General features: G+C 67.0%; 12 protein-coding genes. 4 read left to right on the top strand and 8 right to left on the bottom strand.

The window, feature by feature from the left end:
* Positions 1-5: 5 nt before the first annotated feature.
* The 4 genes from LCM4577_RS11365 to LCM4577_RS11350 are packed head-to-tail and all read left to right on the top strand — an operon-like array spanning position 6 to position 4,376.
* Positions 6-1,277: a Coenzyme F420 hydrogenase/dehydrogenase, beta subunit C-terminal domain gene (locus tag LCM4577_RS11365; protein WP_244508294.1), complete on the top strand. Its 1,272-nt coding sequence runs from the start codon at positions 6-8 to the stop codon at positions 1,275-1,277.
* Positions 1,274-2,434, top strand: coding sequence for an FAD-binding oxidoreductase (locus LCM4577_RS11360; protein ID WP_071071207.1), 1,161 nt, complete (start codon positions 1,274-1,276; stop codon positions 2,432-2,434). Before LCM4577_RS11365 ends, LCM4577_RS11360 begins: the two co-directional genes overlap by 4 nt.
* Entirely contained in the window at positions 2,431-3,714 is a 1,284-nt protein-coding gene (locus tag LCM4577_RS11355; RefSeq protein WP_071031951.1) for a hydantoinase/carbamoylase family amidase, read from the top strand. Before LCM4577_RS11360 ends, LCM4577_RS11355 begins: the two co-directional genes overlap by 4 nt.
* A complete protein-coding gene (locus LCM4577_RS11350; RefSeq protein ID WP_071071206.1) occupies positions 3,711-4,376 on the top strand; it encodes a cysteine hydrolase family protein in 666 nt (221 codons plus the stop codon). Before LCM4577_RS11355 ends, LCM4577_RS11350 begins: the two co-directional genes overlap by 4 nt.
* On the opposite strand, the gene LCM4577_RS11345 is transcribed toward LCM4577_RS11350, so the two are convergent.
* Genes LCM4577_RS11345 through LCM4577_RS11310 form a run of 8 tightly spaced genes read right to left on the bottom strand, consistent with a single transcriptional unit; the run spans position 4,361 to position 14,259 of the window.
* On the bottom strand, positions 4,361-5,851 hold the full coding sequence (locus tag LCM4577_RS11345; RefSeq protein WP_071071204.1) for an amidohydrolase family protein: 1,491 nt from the start codon (positions 5,849-5,851) through the stop codon (positions 4,361-4,363). The two genes, LCM4577_RS11350 and LCM4577_RS11345, sit on opposite strands and share 16 nt — an antisense overlap.
* A 12-nt stretch (positions 5,852-5,863) precedes the next feature.
* Positions 5,864-7,405: a trimethylamine methyltransferase family protein gene (locus tag LCM4577_RS11340; protein ID WP_071071202.1), complete on the bottom strand. Its 1,542-nt coding sequence runs from the start codon at positions 7,403-7,405 to the stop codon at positions 5,864-5,866.
* A 22-nt stretch (positions 7,406-7,427) separates the two neighbouring features.
* Positions 7,428-8,396 (bottom strand): D-2-hydroxyacid dehydrogenase, encoded by a 969-nt coding sequence (locus LCM4577_RS11335; protein WP_071071240.1) that lies wholly within the window; start codon positions 8,394-8,396, stop codon positions 7,428-7,430.
* A 7-nt stretch (positions 8,397-8,403) separates the two neighbouring features.
* The gene (locus tag LCM4577_RS11330) at positions 8,404-9,312 is read right to left on the bottom strand and encodes a dihydrodipicolinate synthase family protein (RefSeq protein ID WP_071031956.1); all 909 of its coding nucleotides are present in this window, start codon (positions 9,310-9,312) and stop codon (positions 8,404-8,406) included.
* Positions 9,313-9,314: 2 nt separating this feature from the next.
* Positions 9,315-9,896 carry a hypothetical protein gene (locus tag LCM4577_RS11325; protein ID WP_071071200.1) on the bottom strand — a complete coding sequence of 194 codons (582 nt, stop codon included), beginning with the start codon at positions 9,894-9,896 and terminating at the stop codon, positions 9,315-9,317.
* The gene (locus LCM4577_RS11320; protein ID WP_071071198.1) at positions 9,897-12,752 is read right to left on the bottom strand and encodes an FAD-dependent oxidoreductase; all 2,856 of its coding nucleotides are present in this window, start codon (positions 12,750-12,752) and stop codon (positions 9,897-9,899) included. It abuts the gene before it with no gap.
* Positions 12,749-13,015, bottom strand: coding sequence for a sarcosine oxidase subunit delta (locus tag LCM4577_RS11315; protein ID WP_040981695.1), 267 nt, complete (start codon positions 13,013-13,015; stop codon positions 12,749-12,751). The genes LCM4577_RS11320 and LCM4577_RS11315 overlap by 4 nt, the downstream gene beginning before the upstream one ends.
* Before the next feature lie 2 nt (positions 13,016-13,017).
* Positions 13,018-14,259: an FAD-dependent oxidoreductase gene (locus tag LCM4577_RS11310; protein ID WP_071071197.1), complete on the bottom strand. Its 1,242-nt coding sequence runs from the start codon at positions 14,257-14,259 to the stop codon at positions 13,018-13,020.
* Between the last annotated feature and the right edge of the window lies 1 nt (position 14,260).

The raw sequence follows: 14,260 nt of genomic DNA, 5'->3' as shown, positions 1-14,260 counted from the left end.
GAGACATGGCGACCGATCCGCTGACGCTCGGCGAGATCGTCGAGAACGGTCTTTGCATCGGCTGCGGCCTCTGCCGGTCGATCGCCGGTGCAGGTCGCGTCGACATGGTGATGACGCCGGAAGGGCGCGAGCGGCCGGTGGCGAGGCGTGCATTGGACAGGTCGACGCTGGCGAAGATCAACGCCGTTTGCCCGGGAACGCGCATCGCCGGCCCGCCACCGGCGCAGATGAATGACGCCGCGTTGACGGACACGGTCTGGGGACCTGTCGAACGGCTTGTGCTCGGTTCCGCCGGAGATCCCAGGGTGCGGTTTGTCGGCTCCGGCGGCGGCACGCTGACGGCGCTCGGGCAATTCCTGCTCGACACCGGGCGGGTCAAGTTCGTGCTGCATGTCGCGGCCTCGCATTCCATGCCGATGCGCACGGAGCGCAAGCTGAGCTTCGACGCCGCTTCGGTGCTCGAAGGCGCGGGCTCGCGCTATGGCCCGGYGGCGACGCTGGTGGATTTCAACGATATTCTCGACCGCGGCGAGCCGTTCGCGCTGATCGCCAAGCCCTGCGACGTCACCGCCGTGCGCAACCTGGCGCGGCTCGACCGCCGTGTCGACGAGCACATGCGCTATGCGCTCGCCTTCGTCTGCGGCGGCGCTTCGGACCTCACCAAGTCGGAGCAGGTGCTGCAGCGTTTTGGCCTCCGCGAGGACGAGTTGTCTCTCTTCCGCTACCGAGGCCACGGCAATCCCGGCCCCAACCGCATCGAAACCAAAGACGGCCGCGCCTTCGAGATCAGCTACCGGCAGCTCTGGGAAGACGAGGACAAATGGATGATCCAGCCACGCTGCAAGATCTGTCCCGACGCGATCGGGCAGGTGGCGGATATCGCGGTGTCGGATTCCTGGCTGAACGGCGGCCCGGCTGTCGAGGATGAGGCGCTCAACGGCATCATCGTGCGCACGAAGCGCGGGCTGGAGCTGTTCGACGCGGCCGTCGAGGCTGGCGTGCTGCAGATCAAGCGCGAGAGCGGGGTCGCCGAGATCGGCGAATTGCAATCGCATCAGGTGCGCAAGCGGCGCGCCGTCTGGGCGCGGCTGACAGGCATGGCAATCGCCGGCAAGCCGGTGCCCCTTGTCACCGACCTCGCATTGCATGATTGCGCTTTGCAGAACTCGTTGGCCGAGAATCTTGTCGAAGGGCGGGGCGCCCGCGATCGTGCCCGGCGCGGCCGGCTGGGCGAGCCGCCCGCCGTGCCGCGCGCAACAATTTTGAGGGATCCATGAGCGAGCAGACCGAAGTCATCATCATCGGCGGCGGCATGGCCGGCGCGGGTGCGGCCTTCGAGATTTCGCGCGACAGGAAGGTTGTGCTGCTCGAGCGCGAGAGCCATTGCGGCTATCACACCACGGGACGYTCGGCGGCGAGCTTCACCGAGAATTACGGCAACGGCGTCATCCGCCGCATCGTGCTCGCAAGCCGCGCCTTCCTGACCGAGCCGCCGACAGGTTTTTGCGATTATCCGCTGCTCAGCAAGCGCGGCATGATCACCGTGGCGCGCGCCGATCAGCTCGACCTGTTGCGCGAGGATCTGGCGGCGGCTCAGGCCCTGGTGCCCTCGATCGTTGCGATGACGCCGGCCGAGGCGATCGCGCGCGTGCCCGTGCTGCGCCGGGATCATCTCGCCGGCGCCTATATCGAGCCGCATTCCATGGACATCGACGTCAACGGCCTGCATCAGGGTTTTTTGCGCGGCGCGCGGACGCGGGGCGCGCGCATCGTCACGAAGGCCGGCGTGAAAGGCATCGGGCGGCAGGGCGGACAGTGGCGGGTCGAGACGGAAGCGGGCGCATTCCTCGCCCCGCTGATCGTCAATGCGGCCGGCGCCTGGGGCGACGAGATCGCGCTGATGGCGGGCGTGCATCCGGTCGGCCTGCAGCCGAAGCGCCGCACCGCCTTCAACATTCCGGCGCCCGCCGACGTCGATATTAGCGACTGGCCGCTGGTCAACGATGTCGGCGCGGAGTTCTACTTCAAGCCGGATGCCGGGCAGCTCTTCGTCTCGCCGGCCGACGCGACGCCGTCGGAACCGATGGACGCCTTTGCCGAAGACATGGATGTCGCGATCGGCGCCGAACGTCTCGAACGGGCTACGACGATCGAAGTGCAGCGCGTCTCGCGTTCCTGGGCGGGCCTGCGAACCTTCGTCGCCGACGGGTCGCCGGTGGTCGGGCCGGATGACGAATTTCCGGACTTCGTCTGGCTGGTCGGGCAGGGCGGCTACGGCATCAAGACGTCGCCGGCGCTGTCGCGCGTCTGCGCCAGCCTGATCGCCGGCCGCGGGCTGCCAGACGATGTTGCAAGGCAAGGCGTGTCGCTGGACGATCTCACGCCGCACCGGCTGCGCAATGTCACGCCCGAAGCCAGCAAGGCTGCCTCATGAGCAATGCCGCACTGACTGCCGGTGGGAAACTGGCGGGGCGCATCCTGGATGCGCTCGCCGAAGCCACGACCGACGCGCCTGGCATTACACGCATCGCCTACGGGCCGGGCGAGCGCTTCGCCCATGACCTCGTGCGCAAGGAAGCAGAAAAGCTCGGAGCTGTTGCGCGCACCGATGTTGCCGGCAATCTTTATCTGACGCTGGGCGGCAGCAGCCCGGACCTGCCGGCGATCGTCATCGGCTCGCATCTCGACAGCGTGGCGCATGGCGGCAACTTCGATGGCGCCGCCGGCGTCGTGGCCGGCTTGGCGGTGATGGCCGAACTGGTCGGGCAGGGCATCCGCTTGCCGCGCGACCTCGTCGTGCTGGCGACACGCGCCGAGGAAGCGGTCTGGTTTCCGCTCTCCTACCCTGGCAGCCAGGCGGCGCTCGGTTTGCTCGATCCGCAGGCGCTCGAAGCCAAGCGGTCCGACAGCGGCCGCACATTGGCCGAGCACATGCGCGAGGAAGGCTTCGATCCCGATGCCGTGCGGCGCGGCGTGCACGGCATCGATGCTGGCCGGATAGCGGCCTTCGTCGAGGTGCATATCGAACAGGGACCGCGCCTGGCCGCCGCCGGCGCGCCGGTCGGCATCGTCACCGGGATCGCCGGCGGGTTTCGCTATGTCGACGCCAAATGCCTTGGCGCCTATGCCCATTCCGGCGCCGAGCCGCGCTTCGCCCGGCATGACAGCGTGCTCGGCTTTGCCGACCTGGTCGCCGCGCTCGAAACTGAATGGGATGCGCTCGAACGCGGCGGACATGAAGCGACGATCACCTTCGGTCGCGTGCAGTCCGATCCGACGCAACATGGCGGCAGTCGGGTGCTGGGCGAGCTCGGTTTCACGCTCGATGTGCGCAGCGCCGAAGCCGCTGTCCTGGAGCGGATCGAAGCAAGGCTGCATGAGATTTTCGCCGAGGCAGGCGCTAAACGCGGCGTCACCTTCGAGCCTGGGCCGCGCTTCACCTGGGGGCCGGCAACGATGTCGCCGGATCTGATCGGCAGGCTCGACCGCGCCGCCGCCGAACTGCAAATGCGGGCGCCGCATGTGCCGAGCGGAGCCGGGCACGACGCGGCGACCTTCGCCAGCGCCGGCATTCCGACCGCCATGCTCTTCGTGCGCAACGAGAATGGCAGCCATAATCCGCATGAGAGCATGGAGATCGCCGACCTGGACGAGGCGATCCGGCTGCTCCTGCGTTTCGTCACCGACTTCGACAACCCTTTGGAACAACCATGAACCTCGCCAAGACTGCCTTGCTCGTCATCGACCTGCAGAATGAATACCGCCCCAGCGCGGCATGGCCGGTCGTCGGATATGACGACGTGCTCGCCAATGCCGCCGCGCTGATCGACGCGGCCCGCGAGGCTGGCGTGCCGGTCATCCATGCCCAGGCCTGGGTGAAGCCGGAAGAGCGTGTAGGCTACGCGCGGCAGGAAGAGATTCTCACTGAGGAGTTCCGCTCCGCTGTCGCGGGCAGCAACGGCGCCGCAATCTGCGCCGAGGTGGCGGCGCTGCCCGGCGACATCGTCGTCCAAAAACACTGGCCGAGCGCCTTTCGCAGCACCGACCTTTCGCAGCGGCTCGCCGCGCTTGGCGTCGAGAACCTCGTGGTCGCCGGCGTGCTGACCGACAGCTGCGTGACCGCGAGCGTGTTCGACGCCGTCTATGAGGGGTTTCGCGTCTGGCTGGTCAAGGATGCCTGCGGCAGCATGACGGAAGCCATGCATCGCACCGGCATGCTCGACATGGCGAACCGGCTCTATGGCGGTGGCATATTGCGTCTGCCCCAGGCATTGAAAGCGCTCGCCGGCCAGCCCTTTGACGGTTGGCGCTGCACGCGGCCGGTTGAGTTCGCCTACACGCTGGAGACAGTTGACCGCATTTACGAGGCACTGTGATCGGCACCGCAGCCGCATGCGCCCCTGAATGCCGTCTTTGAGGCCGAAGGCTTGAGAACCGCGCCGGGCAGCGCGCCGGTGGCCCTGCCGCCGCGCCAGACCGAGACGCCGTTGACGAAGACATGGTCGATGCCGGCGGCTGGCCGGCGCGGTTCCTCGAAGGTGGCGGTGTCGATGATCGTTTCGGGGTCGAAGATGACGAGATCGGCGAAATTGCCTTCGGCCAGAATGCCGCGCTGCTCGATGCCGAATTCACGCGCGGGCAGGCCGGTCATGCGGAAAACGGCCTCCTCCAGGCTGAACAGGCCGATATCCCGCGCGTAATGTCCGAGCACGCGCGGAAACGTGCCCCAAAGGCGGGGATGCGGGTGGATGTCGTGCGGCAAGCCGTCGGAGCCGATCATTGTGCGCGGATGCGCGATGATGTTGCGCACGTCATCCTCATCGAGCTGGAAATAGACCGCGCCCGCCGGCAGCAGCCGCTCACCCGCCTCGCGCTCGGTGCAGTTCCATTCGCGGGCGATGTCGGCGATCTCGCGCCTGGCCATCTCCGGATGCGGATCGGACCAGGTGATGAGGATCTTGAGCCCGGTGTCGCAGCGTTCCAGGCGAAGCACCGTGGAGCTTGCGGCATAGGGGTAGACGTCCATGCCGATGTCCATCGTCTCGCGTGCCTGGTCGATCCGTGCGAGCGAGGGCCGGCTCTTGCCGAAATTGGCGCGGCCGGTGCATTGGTGATGCGAGATGAACAGCTTGCCGCCGGCATGATCGGCAATGTCGATCGCTTCCTCGATCGCTTCGTCCATCGTCTCGAAATAGTTGCGCGTATGGGTCACATAAGGACCGCCGAGTTGCGCAGCGGTGGCGGCCAGCGCCTTGACCTCTTCCGTCGAGGAGTTGACGGCCGGCGGATAGTCGAGCCCGGTGCTGAGGCCAAACGCGCCTTCGGCCATGGCCTCGGCGACCGCTTCCTGCATCGCCGCCGTTTCCGCTTCATTGGCCGGCCGATCGGTCACCGGCATGCAGCGCTGGCGCAAGGTGGTGTGGCCCACGAGCAGGGCGGCGTTGGTGGCGATGCCGCGCTGCCTCAGCTCGGCGACATAGTCGGCGAACCGGTCGAAGCGGAAATTCTCGCGGCCGCCGACCAACGTGAAGGGCGGCGGCGGGGTCTTGTCGAGCAGCAGCGGCGCCAGGCTGACGCCGCAATTGCCGGCGATCACCGTCGTCACGCCCTGGCTGATCTTCGGGTCCATGCCGCGTGGGGAAAGCAGCGCGCCGTCGTCATGGGTGTGCACGTCGATGAAGCCAGGCGCCACCACCTTACCTTTGGCGTCGATCTCCTCGACGCCTCGCTCCTCGTCCAGTCGGCCGATCGCCGCGATGCGGTCGCCGGTGACGGCGATATCGGCTTCGAAGGATTTAGAGCCGTCGCCGGCGATCAGCGTCGCGTGACGAATGACGAGATCATAAGGCATTAGCTGAACTTCCTAAGCTTCCGGATTGGCCGCGATCTCTTCGCGGCGGCGCGCGACATAGGCGTCGAGCTCCTCGCGGATCGCGGAATCCATCACCGGCTCCTCGTAATCGTGCAGGGCCTGCTGCCAGAGCTCGGTCGCCCGCTCCAAGGCGTCCTTGCCGCCTGCTCCCTGCCAGGCGCCGTAGTTCTGCCAGTTGGAGAGCATCGGCTGGTAGAAGGCGGTGGTGTAGCGCGACATGGTGTGCTCAGCGCCGAAGAAATGACCGCCGGCCGGCACCGATTTGATCGCCTCGAAGCCGAGGTCGTCCTCCTGGAACGGCAGCGGCCGGAGGAACTCCATCATGTTCTGCAGGATCTCGACGTCGAGCACGAGCTTTTCGTAGGACGCCGTCAGGCCACCCTCCAACCAGCCGGCGGCGTGATAGATCAGGTTGGCGCCGCCGAGCACCGCGCCCCATGTCGCCATCTCCGTCTCATAGGCCGCCTGCAAGTCCACGACGTTGGAGGCATTCGCGTTGGAGGTGCGGTAGGGCAGGTTGTAGCGCCGCGCCAGTTGCCCGGCGATGATGTTGGCCTTGGCGTTTTCCGGCGTGCCGAAGGCCGGCGCACCCGACTTCATGTCGACATTGGAAGTGAAGGCGCCGTACATCACCGGCGTGCCGGGATTGACGAGCTGCGTCAGGGTCACGCCGAACAGCGCCTCGGCATTCTGCTGGCAAAGCGCCGCGGCAAGCGTCACAGGCGTCATCGCGCCCATCAGCGTGAAGGGTGTGACGGTGACCGGCTGGCTGTGCTCGGCCATGGCGATCAGGCCTTCCGCCATCGCGTCGTCGAACAGGCGCGGCGAGTTGATCGAGATGATCGTGGTGACGCCCGGCGAAGCGCGCATCTCCTCGACCGAGATGCCGCGCGCGATAGCCATCATGTTGATGCCATCCATGGCCCGGGCGCGGCCGATCGCGGTGCAGTGGAAGGAGAGGTCGCTCAGCGTCAGATTGGCGTGATAGGTGTCGAGATGGCGCGAATTGGCCGGCAATTCGATCGGCGCCACCACCTGGTTGCCGATGATGTGGATGGCGTTGAAGTGGTGCGCCAGCCGGATGAAGTTCTGATAGTCGGGCAGGTTGCCTGGACGGCGGCCGTTGATGCGGTCATGCACATTGGGCGGTCCGGCGACCAGGCCGAAGACCAGCGAATTGCCACCGAATTCAACCTGCTTGTCCGGGTTGCGGCTGGTCAGCGTGAAGGAGGAAGGAACATTGCGCAGCGCCTCGGTGACGATGCTCTCGTCGATGCGGATGGTGTTGCTGTCGCGGTCGACGATGGCACCGGCCTTGGCGAACAGGTCCATCACCTTTTCGCTCATGACGCGGATGCCGAGTTCCGACAGGATGCGCATCGATGTCTTGTGCAACTGCTCCATGCGCTCTCCGTCGAGGAGCTGCATGGGCGGGTAGGGGTTCCTGACGCTCTGCCACGGCAGTTGCGCGATGCCGCCGCCGCTGCGTCCGAGCTTCGATCGGCGGCCCCCGCCGCGCCTGTCCTGTGACATAGGATTCTTCCTCTCCGGGGCTTCAGTACCCACGTTCCGGATTGACCACGTTTTCCAGCGGTTCGCCTTTGCGGTAGCGCGCCAGATTGTCGGCGAACATGCGCACCGACTTGATGTCCCAGCCGTCATAGACGGCGGCGCAATGCGGCGTGACGGCGACGTTGCCGTAGCCCCAGAGCGGGTGCTCGGCCGGCAATGGCTCGGTCGCGAAGACGTCGAGCGCCGCGCCCTTGATCCGTCCGCCGTCGAGCGCGCTCAGCAGCGCGGCCTCTTCGACGATGCCGCCACGCGAAATGTCGATCAGCACGGCGGACGGCTTCATCGCCGCGAACGCGGCTTCGCCAAGCAGGCCGCGCGTGCTGGGCAGCAAAGGCACGCAGCAGACGATGAAGTCGGCGCGGCCGATCAATGCCAGCAGCGCGTCGGGGCCATGCACCTCGTCGAGCGACGGCATCGGCTTCGGTCGAGCGCGGATGCCGAGCGTGCGCATGCCCATCGCATGCGTTCGCCGAGCCACGGCCTCGCCGGTCTTGCCGAGGCCGATGATGAGGACGGTCTTGCCCTCGATCGGCTCGACGCGGCCGCCGCCCCATTGCCGGGCCTGCTGGCGGCGCTCGAAGCCGCGCAGGTCGAGCGAGAAGGAAAGCATGGCGCCGAGCGCATATTCGGCCAGCATGCCGGCGGCGACGCCGGCTGAATTCGTCACCGTCACATGCGCCGGATCCCAGCGCCCGAGATGGTCGGTGCCGGAGCCGCCGATCGACACCCATTTCACCGTCGGGCTCTCGACCAGGGCCTGGCGCGGATAGCGCGGTGTGCCATCAAAGCGGATCGAATAGACCACTTCCGCGGCGGTCCGTTCGATCAGCGCCGGAAGGCCGGCATAGGTGTCGCAGGCGTGGACATCTAGGTCCGGGTGCGTCTCGGCGAGCACGGCTAGCGCGCCCGCCGGCTTGTCGGTGTGCAGGATGATCGTTGGGCGCGCCGACATCGCGATATCAGCTACGGCCGATATGATCGGCGGCGCTGCCGAGCGCGGCAAGCAGCGCCTGGCCGTTCTCCAGCATCGCATTCTCGTGCGGCGCGCGCAGGTTCAGCCAGCGCCGGTCGCCGGACTTGACCGCAAGCACCGCCTTCATCGCCGGGATCAGCCCGGCATCCTGGATCACCTTGCGGAACGCCTTGATGGCGGCATCCAACTCGGCGACGTCCTCACCCTTGCGGGCCGCGTCATAGAGGCGGCGGATGGCGGCGGCGTTCAGATTGACGGTGGCCGAGATACAGCCGGCCGCGCCGCTCGCCAGGCCCTTGGTGAGCTGCGCCTCGGAGCTTGGGAACACGGACATATCTGGCGCGGCGGCGATGACGGCGGCGGTGTTGTTCCAGTCGCCGGCGCTATCCTTGTAGGCGACGACCGTGTCCGGAAATGCTTTGCTCAACCTAGCTGTCAAAGCGGGGCTGACCGGCACGCCCGAATTCTGCGGGATGTGGTAGAGGATCACGCGCATCGAAGGTTTTGCGACCTTCTCGATCAGCTCGCTGTAGTAGCGCGCCTGACCGTTGTCGCCGGCGCCGGTATAGAAGAAGGATGGCAGAACCATCACCGCGGCGCAGCCGAGGCCGACGGCATGCGCCGACAGTTCGACCGTTTCGGGCAGGGCGGTGACGCCGGTGCCGGGCATCAGCCGGTCAGGCGCGATGCCGGCCTCGACCAGCCATTCCAGCGCCTGCATGCGCTCGCGCAAGGACACCGACAGCGCTTCGCCGGTCGTGCCGAAGGGCGAGAGGAAATGCGCGCCCTGGCCGAGCACCCATTTGGCGTGGGAGATCCACAGATCGCGCGCGATGCGGCCGTCCTCTTCGAACGGCGTCAGGATCGGGGCGATGGTTCCTTGCGGGCGGGTCATGACTATCCTCTGTGCTGGTCTGTGTGGCCGGCCACCGCCGCGACGGCGCGGGCGAAGTAGGCCGAAGCGGTGATGTCGAAGAGTATGTCGAAACCCGTCGGCGAACGAAACGTCACGGCTTCGATATGGCCGACGCGGGTCTGCGCGATATCGTCGTCGGCAAATTTCTGGGGTCTGAGGTCTAGCGCACAAAGCCTGCTCATCGCTTCGGCAAGGCGGGCACCGGAAAGCCGCATCCAGGCCCAACCTTCCTCGCGCCATGACGAATAGCCTTTCGGCGCCGGTGCGGCATGCCAGGCGGCCTTAACTTCGGCGAGAGTCGCCTCCGCGCCTTCCGCGAGAAGCAGGATGTCCTCGTTGCCGAGGCGCAGGACCCGGATACCGCGATGGTCGCCGATGCGGTTGACGGCGGGCAGCTTGACACCCTGCGCGGCAAGCCAGGCGGCGCTGCCGCCGCCTTTCAGGCCGCAGCGCGGCTTGTCGGTGAGATCGCTCAGCACGACCGCGCCGGAAATCAGCTTTGTGCCGTCGGCCGCGCCGCCGGGCATGAAGGGGTAGACGCGCGTCGCGGTGCCGGCGGCCATCTAGATCTCCTGCCGCGCGTTGGTCGGGTCGAAGAAGGCATGGGCGACGACCGGGACCTCGACCAGTTCGCCGTCGCGGCACTTCACCGTCACGCGGCTGCCTTCCGCCTGGTCGTCGGCATGGACATAGGCGAGCGCGATGTGGCGCCCGAGCGACGGCGAGTACCCAACCGACGTGATCTGGCCGACAGGGGCGCCGCCGCGCAGCACCAGGCAGCTTTCGCCGGGGATGTTGCGGGCGCCGGCAGGGAACTGAAGCCCGACCAATTTGCGGGTCTGGCCGAGCCTTGCGCGCATCTCGATGGAGCGCTTGCCGACGAAGAACGGCTTCTTCTTCGAGACCGCCCAGCCGAAGCCCAGCTCGTCAGGCGTGGTGATCGCATCCGTGTCCTGGCCGATCAGGATATGGCCTTTCTCCAGGCGCAAGATGCGCGACGCCTCCAGTCCGTAGGGACGCAGGCCATGCGGCCGGCCCGCCGCCATCACCGCGTCCCAGAGGCTTGGCGCCAGGCTCGACGGGCAATGCAATTCGTAGCTGAGCTCGCCCGTGAAGCCGATGCGCATCACGCGCACCGGAACACCGGCAACCATGCCGTCGCGGCCGCTGAGATAGGGGAAGGCGTCGCGGCTGAAATCGATGTCGCTGTCCAGCGCCTTGAGCACCTGGCGCGCCTTGGGTCCGGTGACGTTGAGGCCCGAGAACGCGCCGGTAAGGTTTAGCACGTCCACCTTCAGGCGCCATTCGGCATTCCAGAACAGCATGTCGGCATAGACACGCGCGACGGCGCCGGTGGTCGCCGTCACATAGAACTGATCCTGCGCCATCCGGTAGGCGACGCCATCGTCGACCACCGAGCCCATCTCGTTGAGCATCAGGCAATAGCGGACGCGACCGACAGGCTGGTTGGCGTGCGCCATCGTGTAGAGCCGGTCGAGAAACTCGCCGGCATCCGGCCCGCGGATTTCCAGCTTGCCAAGCGTGGAGACGTCGAGCAGGCCGACGCCTTCGCGTACGGCGAGGATTTCCTCGCGGACGGCTTCCTCGGCGCCGGTTGGGTTGCCGTAGTAATAAGGCCGCCACCACGCGCCGACCGGCTTCATCGCGGCGTTCAGCGCGACATGCCTTGCATGCAGCGCGGTGCGGCGCTCCAGCGCCTCATGGTGGCCGGCGAGCGCGCCGAGCGTTTCCGGTCCGACGGGAGGACGCGCGGTGGTGATGCCGATTTCGCCGACCGACCGGCCGGTCGCCTCGGCGACGATGCGGGCGGTCGCCAGCGCCGAATGGCGACCCTGGCTCGGACCCATGCCGACGGTGGTGAAGCGCTTGACGAGCTCGATCTCGCGGTAGCCGTCCTTGGTCGCGTTCTGCAGATCCTTGACCTGCAGGTCCTCGTCGAAATCGACGAAGTCGCGTCCCTTGGCATCGGCGACGATCGGCTGCACGTAGCGTGGCCGAACGCTCTTCGGCGCGACGGGGCCTTCTACCGCCACTGCATGGCCGAGCCGCATAAGCCCGGTTGCAGCCGCATGCCGGCCGCTGGCGATTGCGTCCTGCAACTCGTCCGCGCCGGCAACGGCGCCTGCGAGATGGACCGAGCCTACCGGAAGCGTGATCGTCATCGCTTGTGTGCTGGCATCGTAGCCGACCTTGCCGCCGGCCTGGCACGGCAATTGCCATGCCGGCGCCTGGCCGATCGAAACCGTCAGCAGGTCGCAAGCAATCCAGCTCCCGCCGACACGGACGCGGGCAAGGTGGCGATTTCCGACCGTGCCTTCCGCCGCTTCGACAGTCGCGCCTTTGCGGATGGTGACGCCCTTGCCGCGCAGTTCGGTTTCCAACGGGCCGGCCTCGCCAGCAGGTCTCGGATCGACCAGCTCGACGACCGACACACCCGCATCCAGCAGGTCGAGCGCCGTCCGGTAGCCGTCGTCATTGGCGGCGAGCACCACGGCGCTGGTGCCAGGGCGCACGCCATAATGCCGGATCAGCCGCTGGGCGGCGCTGCCGAGCATGATCCCCGGCAGGTCGTTGTTGCGGAAGACGGCCGGCTGCTCGATTGAGCCGGTCGCCAGGATCACCTCGCGAGCGCGTGTCCGATGGAGGCGGTTGCCCTCGATCAGCGGCAGCCAGTTGTCTTCGTACCAGCCATTGCAGACGGTGCCGGTCAGCACCTTGAGATTGGGCAGCGCGTCCAGCCGCGATGACAGGCCGGAAAGCACCGCCGGATCGTAGCGGCCATAGCTCAGCGCGCCGCCGATCTCGGGGTTCTCGTCGCACAGCACCACGTCGGCGCCGGCCTCGGCGGCGTCGATCGCGGCGCTCAATCCGGCCGGACCGGCACCGACGACAAGCACGTCGCAATGCAGGTGCGTCTTGTCGAAATGCCGGTGCGGGGCCTTGGTGTCGACCACGCCCAGGCCCGCCTTGCGGCGGATGATCGGCTCCCAGAATTTCAGCCAGYTGTCGCGGCGCGGACCCATGAAGGTGCGGTAGTAGAAGCCGACCGGCAGGAAGCGGCCGAACCTGTCCATGACGGCATCGCGGTCGCGCTCGAGCGAGCCATTGACGTTTTGCGCGCTGACCCGCAGCCCTTCGCTGATCGGCGTGCGCTCGCCGGCGGCGTTCGGTTCGGACGGCAATTGCACCAGCGCGTTGGCGTCGGCCCCGGTCATCGACAGGATGCCGCGCGGACGGTGATATTTGAACGAGCGCGACAGCACCCATTGGCCGGAGGCGGCGAGCGCGCTGGCGATGCTGTCGCCTTCATAGCCTTCGAAGAATTTGCCCTCGAAGGTGAAGCGGACAGGGCGGCTCCGATCGATCCGGCTTCCAAAGGGGGCGGGCAGCCGGTTCATGCGCGCTCCGGCAGTTCGGACACGTCGAAGGTACGGATGACCTCGTTGCTGACGAGATCGCGCTCGGCCAGGAAGAAATAATTGCTCGGCACGTGCCGCCACCACTCGATCACGATGCCTTTTCGGTTCTCGGCGCGGAACAAATGCCGCGACCAATCCCTGTCTGCGGTCGCGTTTGGATCGGGCCTGGCGCGCACCGGCCCGAAGGACTGGAACTCGTCGATGTTGCGCGGGCCGTTCATGGGGCAGGTGAGAAGTTTCATGGCTAGTGGCTCGCGGCGGTCGCGCCCATTTCATTGAGCAGCCGGAAGGTTTCGAACCGCTCCAATGCAAAGGGTTTCAGGATATCGGGCACGCGGCCTTCGGCGATCGTCTGCGCCATGCGCTTGCCCGCGACAGGCGTCGCCTTGAAGCCCCAGGTGCCCCAGCCGCAGTCGAGCCAGAGGTTGGCGAGCGGGCTTGCGCCCATGATCGGGCTGTAGTCCGGCGTCATGTCGGTGATACCGGCCCATTGCCTCAGCAGCCGCACGCCTTGCAGGAAGGGGAAGAGGTGGACGGCGCCCTCGGCGAGATGCTCCTTCATGTCGAGCGTCGAGCGCGTCGAATAAAGCTGATAGGGATCGGAGCCGCCGCCGATGACAACCTCGCCGCGCGAGGACTGGACGAGATAGGTGTGCAGCGACACCGACGAGACCAGCGTGTCGAGCCAGGGTTTCAAGGGCTGGGTCACCATCGCCTGCAGCGGATAGCAGCGGATGGGAAGCTCGACGCCGGCCATCAGCGCCACGTCGTAGTTCATGCCGCCGGTGGCGATCAGCACCTGGCCGCAGGCGACGCGGCCCCGGTTCGTCTTGACCGCCTGGACCCGGTCGCCGACCACCTCGAAGCCCTGCACCTCGGTGCGCTGGTGGATCTCGACGCCGCGCCGCGACGCCTGGGCGGCGTAGCCCCAGGCGACGGCATCGTGGCGCGCCGTTCCGCCGTCGGCGTGCCAGAGCCCGCCGAGGATTTCGAGCGGGCCGCCATCGTCCATGTTGAGGAGCGGGCAGAGCTCCTTGACGCCCTTCTGGTCGACGACCTCGGTGCGCGTGCCCATGTGCTTGCCCATTTCGGCGCGCATGTGGAAACTGCGCATCGTCGCCTCGCTATGCGCCAGCGTGAGCTGGCCGCGCTGCGAGAACATGACGTTGAAGTCGAGTTCCTGCGACAGGCGCTCGAACAGTTCGACGCCCTCCTTGTAGAAGGCAATGCCTTCCGGCGTGATGTAGTTGGAGCGGATGGTGGTGGTGTTGCGCGCCGTGTTGCCGCCGGCGAGGTAGCCTTTCTCCAGCACCGCGACGCTCCTTATGCCGTGGTACTTGGCAAGATGATGCGCGCAGGACAGCCCATGTCCGCCGCCGCCGATGATGACGACGTCGTAGGCCGGCTTCAGCTCGGGCGTTGCGGGGATGTCGCCGCTGACCGGATAGTCCCGACTGAGACCGTATTTCAGAAGCCTGAGGGGCATT

The organism is Mesorhizobium sp. LCM 4577 (assembly GCF_001854795.2).
Taxonomy (GTDB): domain Bacteria; phylum Pseudomonadota; class Alphaproteobacteria; order Rhizobiales; family Rhizobiaceae; genus Mesorhizobium; species Mesorhizobium plurifarium.
The sequence above is the reverse complement of the archived record's forward strand: the minus strand, read 5'-3'. Positions and strand labels throughout refer to the sequence as shown.

Bases quoted from the DNA above. Each gene is read 5' to 3' on its own strand.
- LCM4577_RS11340 (WP_071071202.1), bottom strand. From the start codon at position 7,405: ATGTCACAGGACAGGCGCGGCGGGGGCCGCCGATCGAAGCTCGGACGC.
- LCM4577_RS11325 (WP_071071200.1), bottom strand. From the start codon at position 9,896: ATGGCCGCCGGCACCGCGACGCGCGTCTACCCCTTCATGCCCGGCGGC.
- LCM4577_RS11315 (WP_040981695.1), bottom strand. From the start codon at position 13,015: ATGAAACTTCTCACCTGCCCCATGAACGGCCCGCGCAACATCGACGAG.
- LCM4577_RS11355 (WP_071031951.1), top strand. From the start codon at position 2,431: ATGAGCAATGCCGCACTGACTGCCGGTGGGAAACTGGCGGGGCGCATC.
- LCM4577_RS11330 (WP_071031956.1), bottom strand. From the start codon at position 9,312: ATGACCCGCCCGCAAGGAACCATCGCCCCGATCCTGACGCCGTTCGAA.
- LCM4577_RS11350 (WP_071071206.1), top strand. From the start codon at position 3,711: ATGAACCTCGCCAAGACTGCCTTGCTCGTCATCGACCTGCAGAATGAA.
- LCM4577_RS11335 (WP_071071240.1), bottom strand. From the start codon at position 8,396: ATGTCGGCGCGCCCAACGATCATCCTGCACACCGACAAGCCGGCGGGC.
- LCM4577_RS11345 (WP_071071204.1), bottom strand. From the start codon at position 5,851: ATGCCTTATGATCTCGTCATTCGTCACGCGACGCTGATCGCCGGCGAC.
- LCM4577_RS11310 (WP_071071197.1), bottom strand. From the start codon at position 14,259: ATGCCCCTCAGGCTTCTGAAATACGGTCTCAGTCGGGACTATCCGGTC.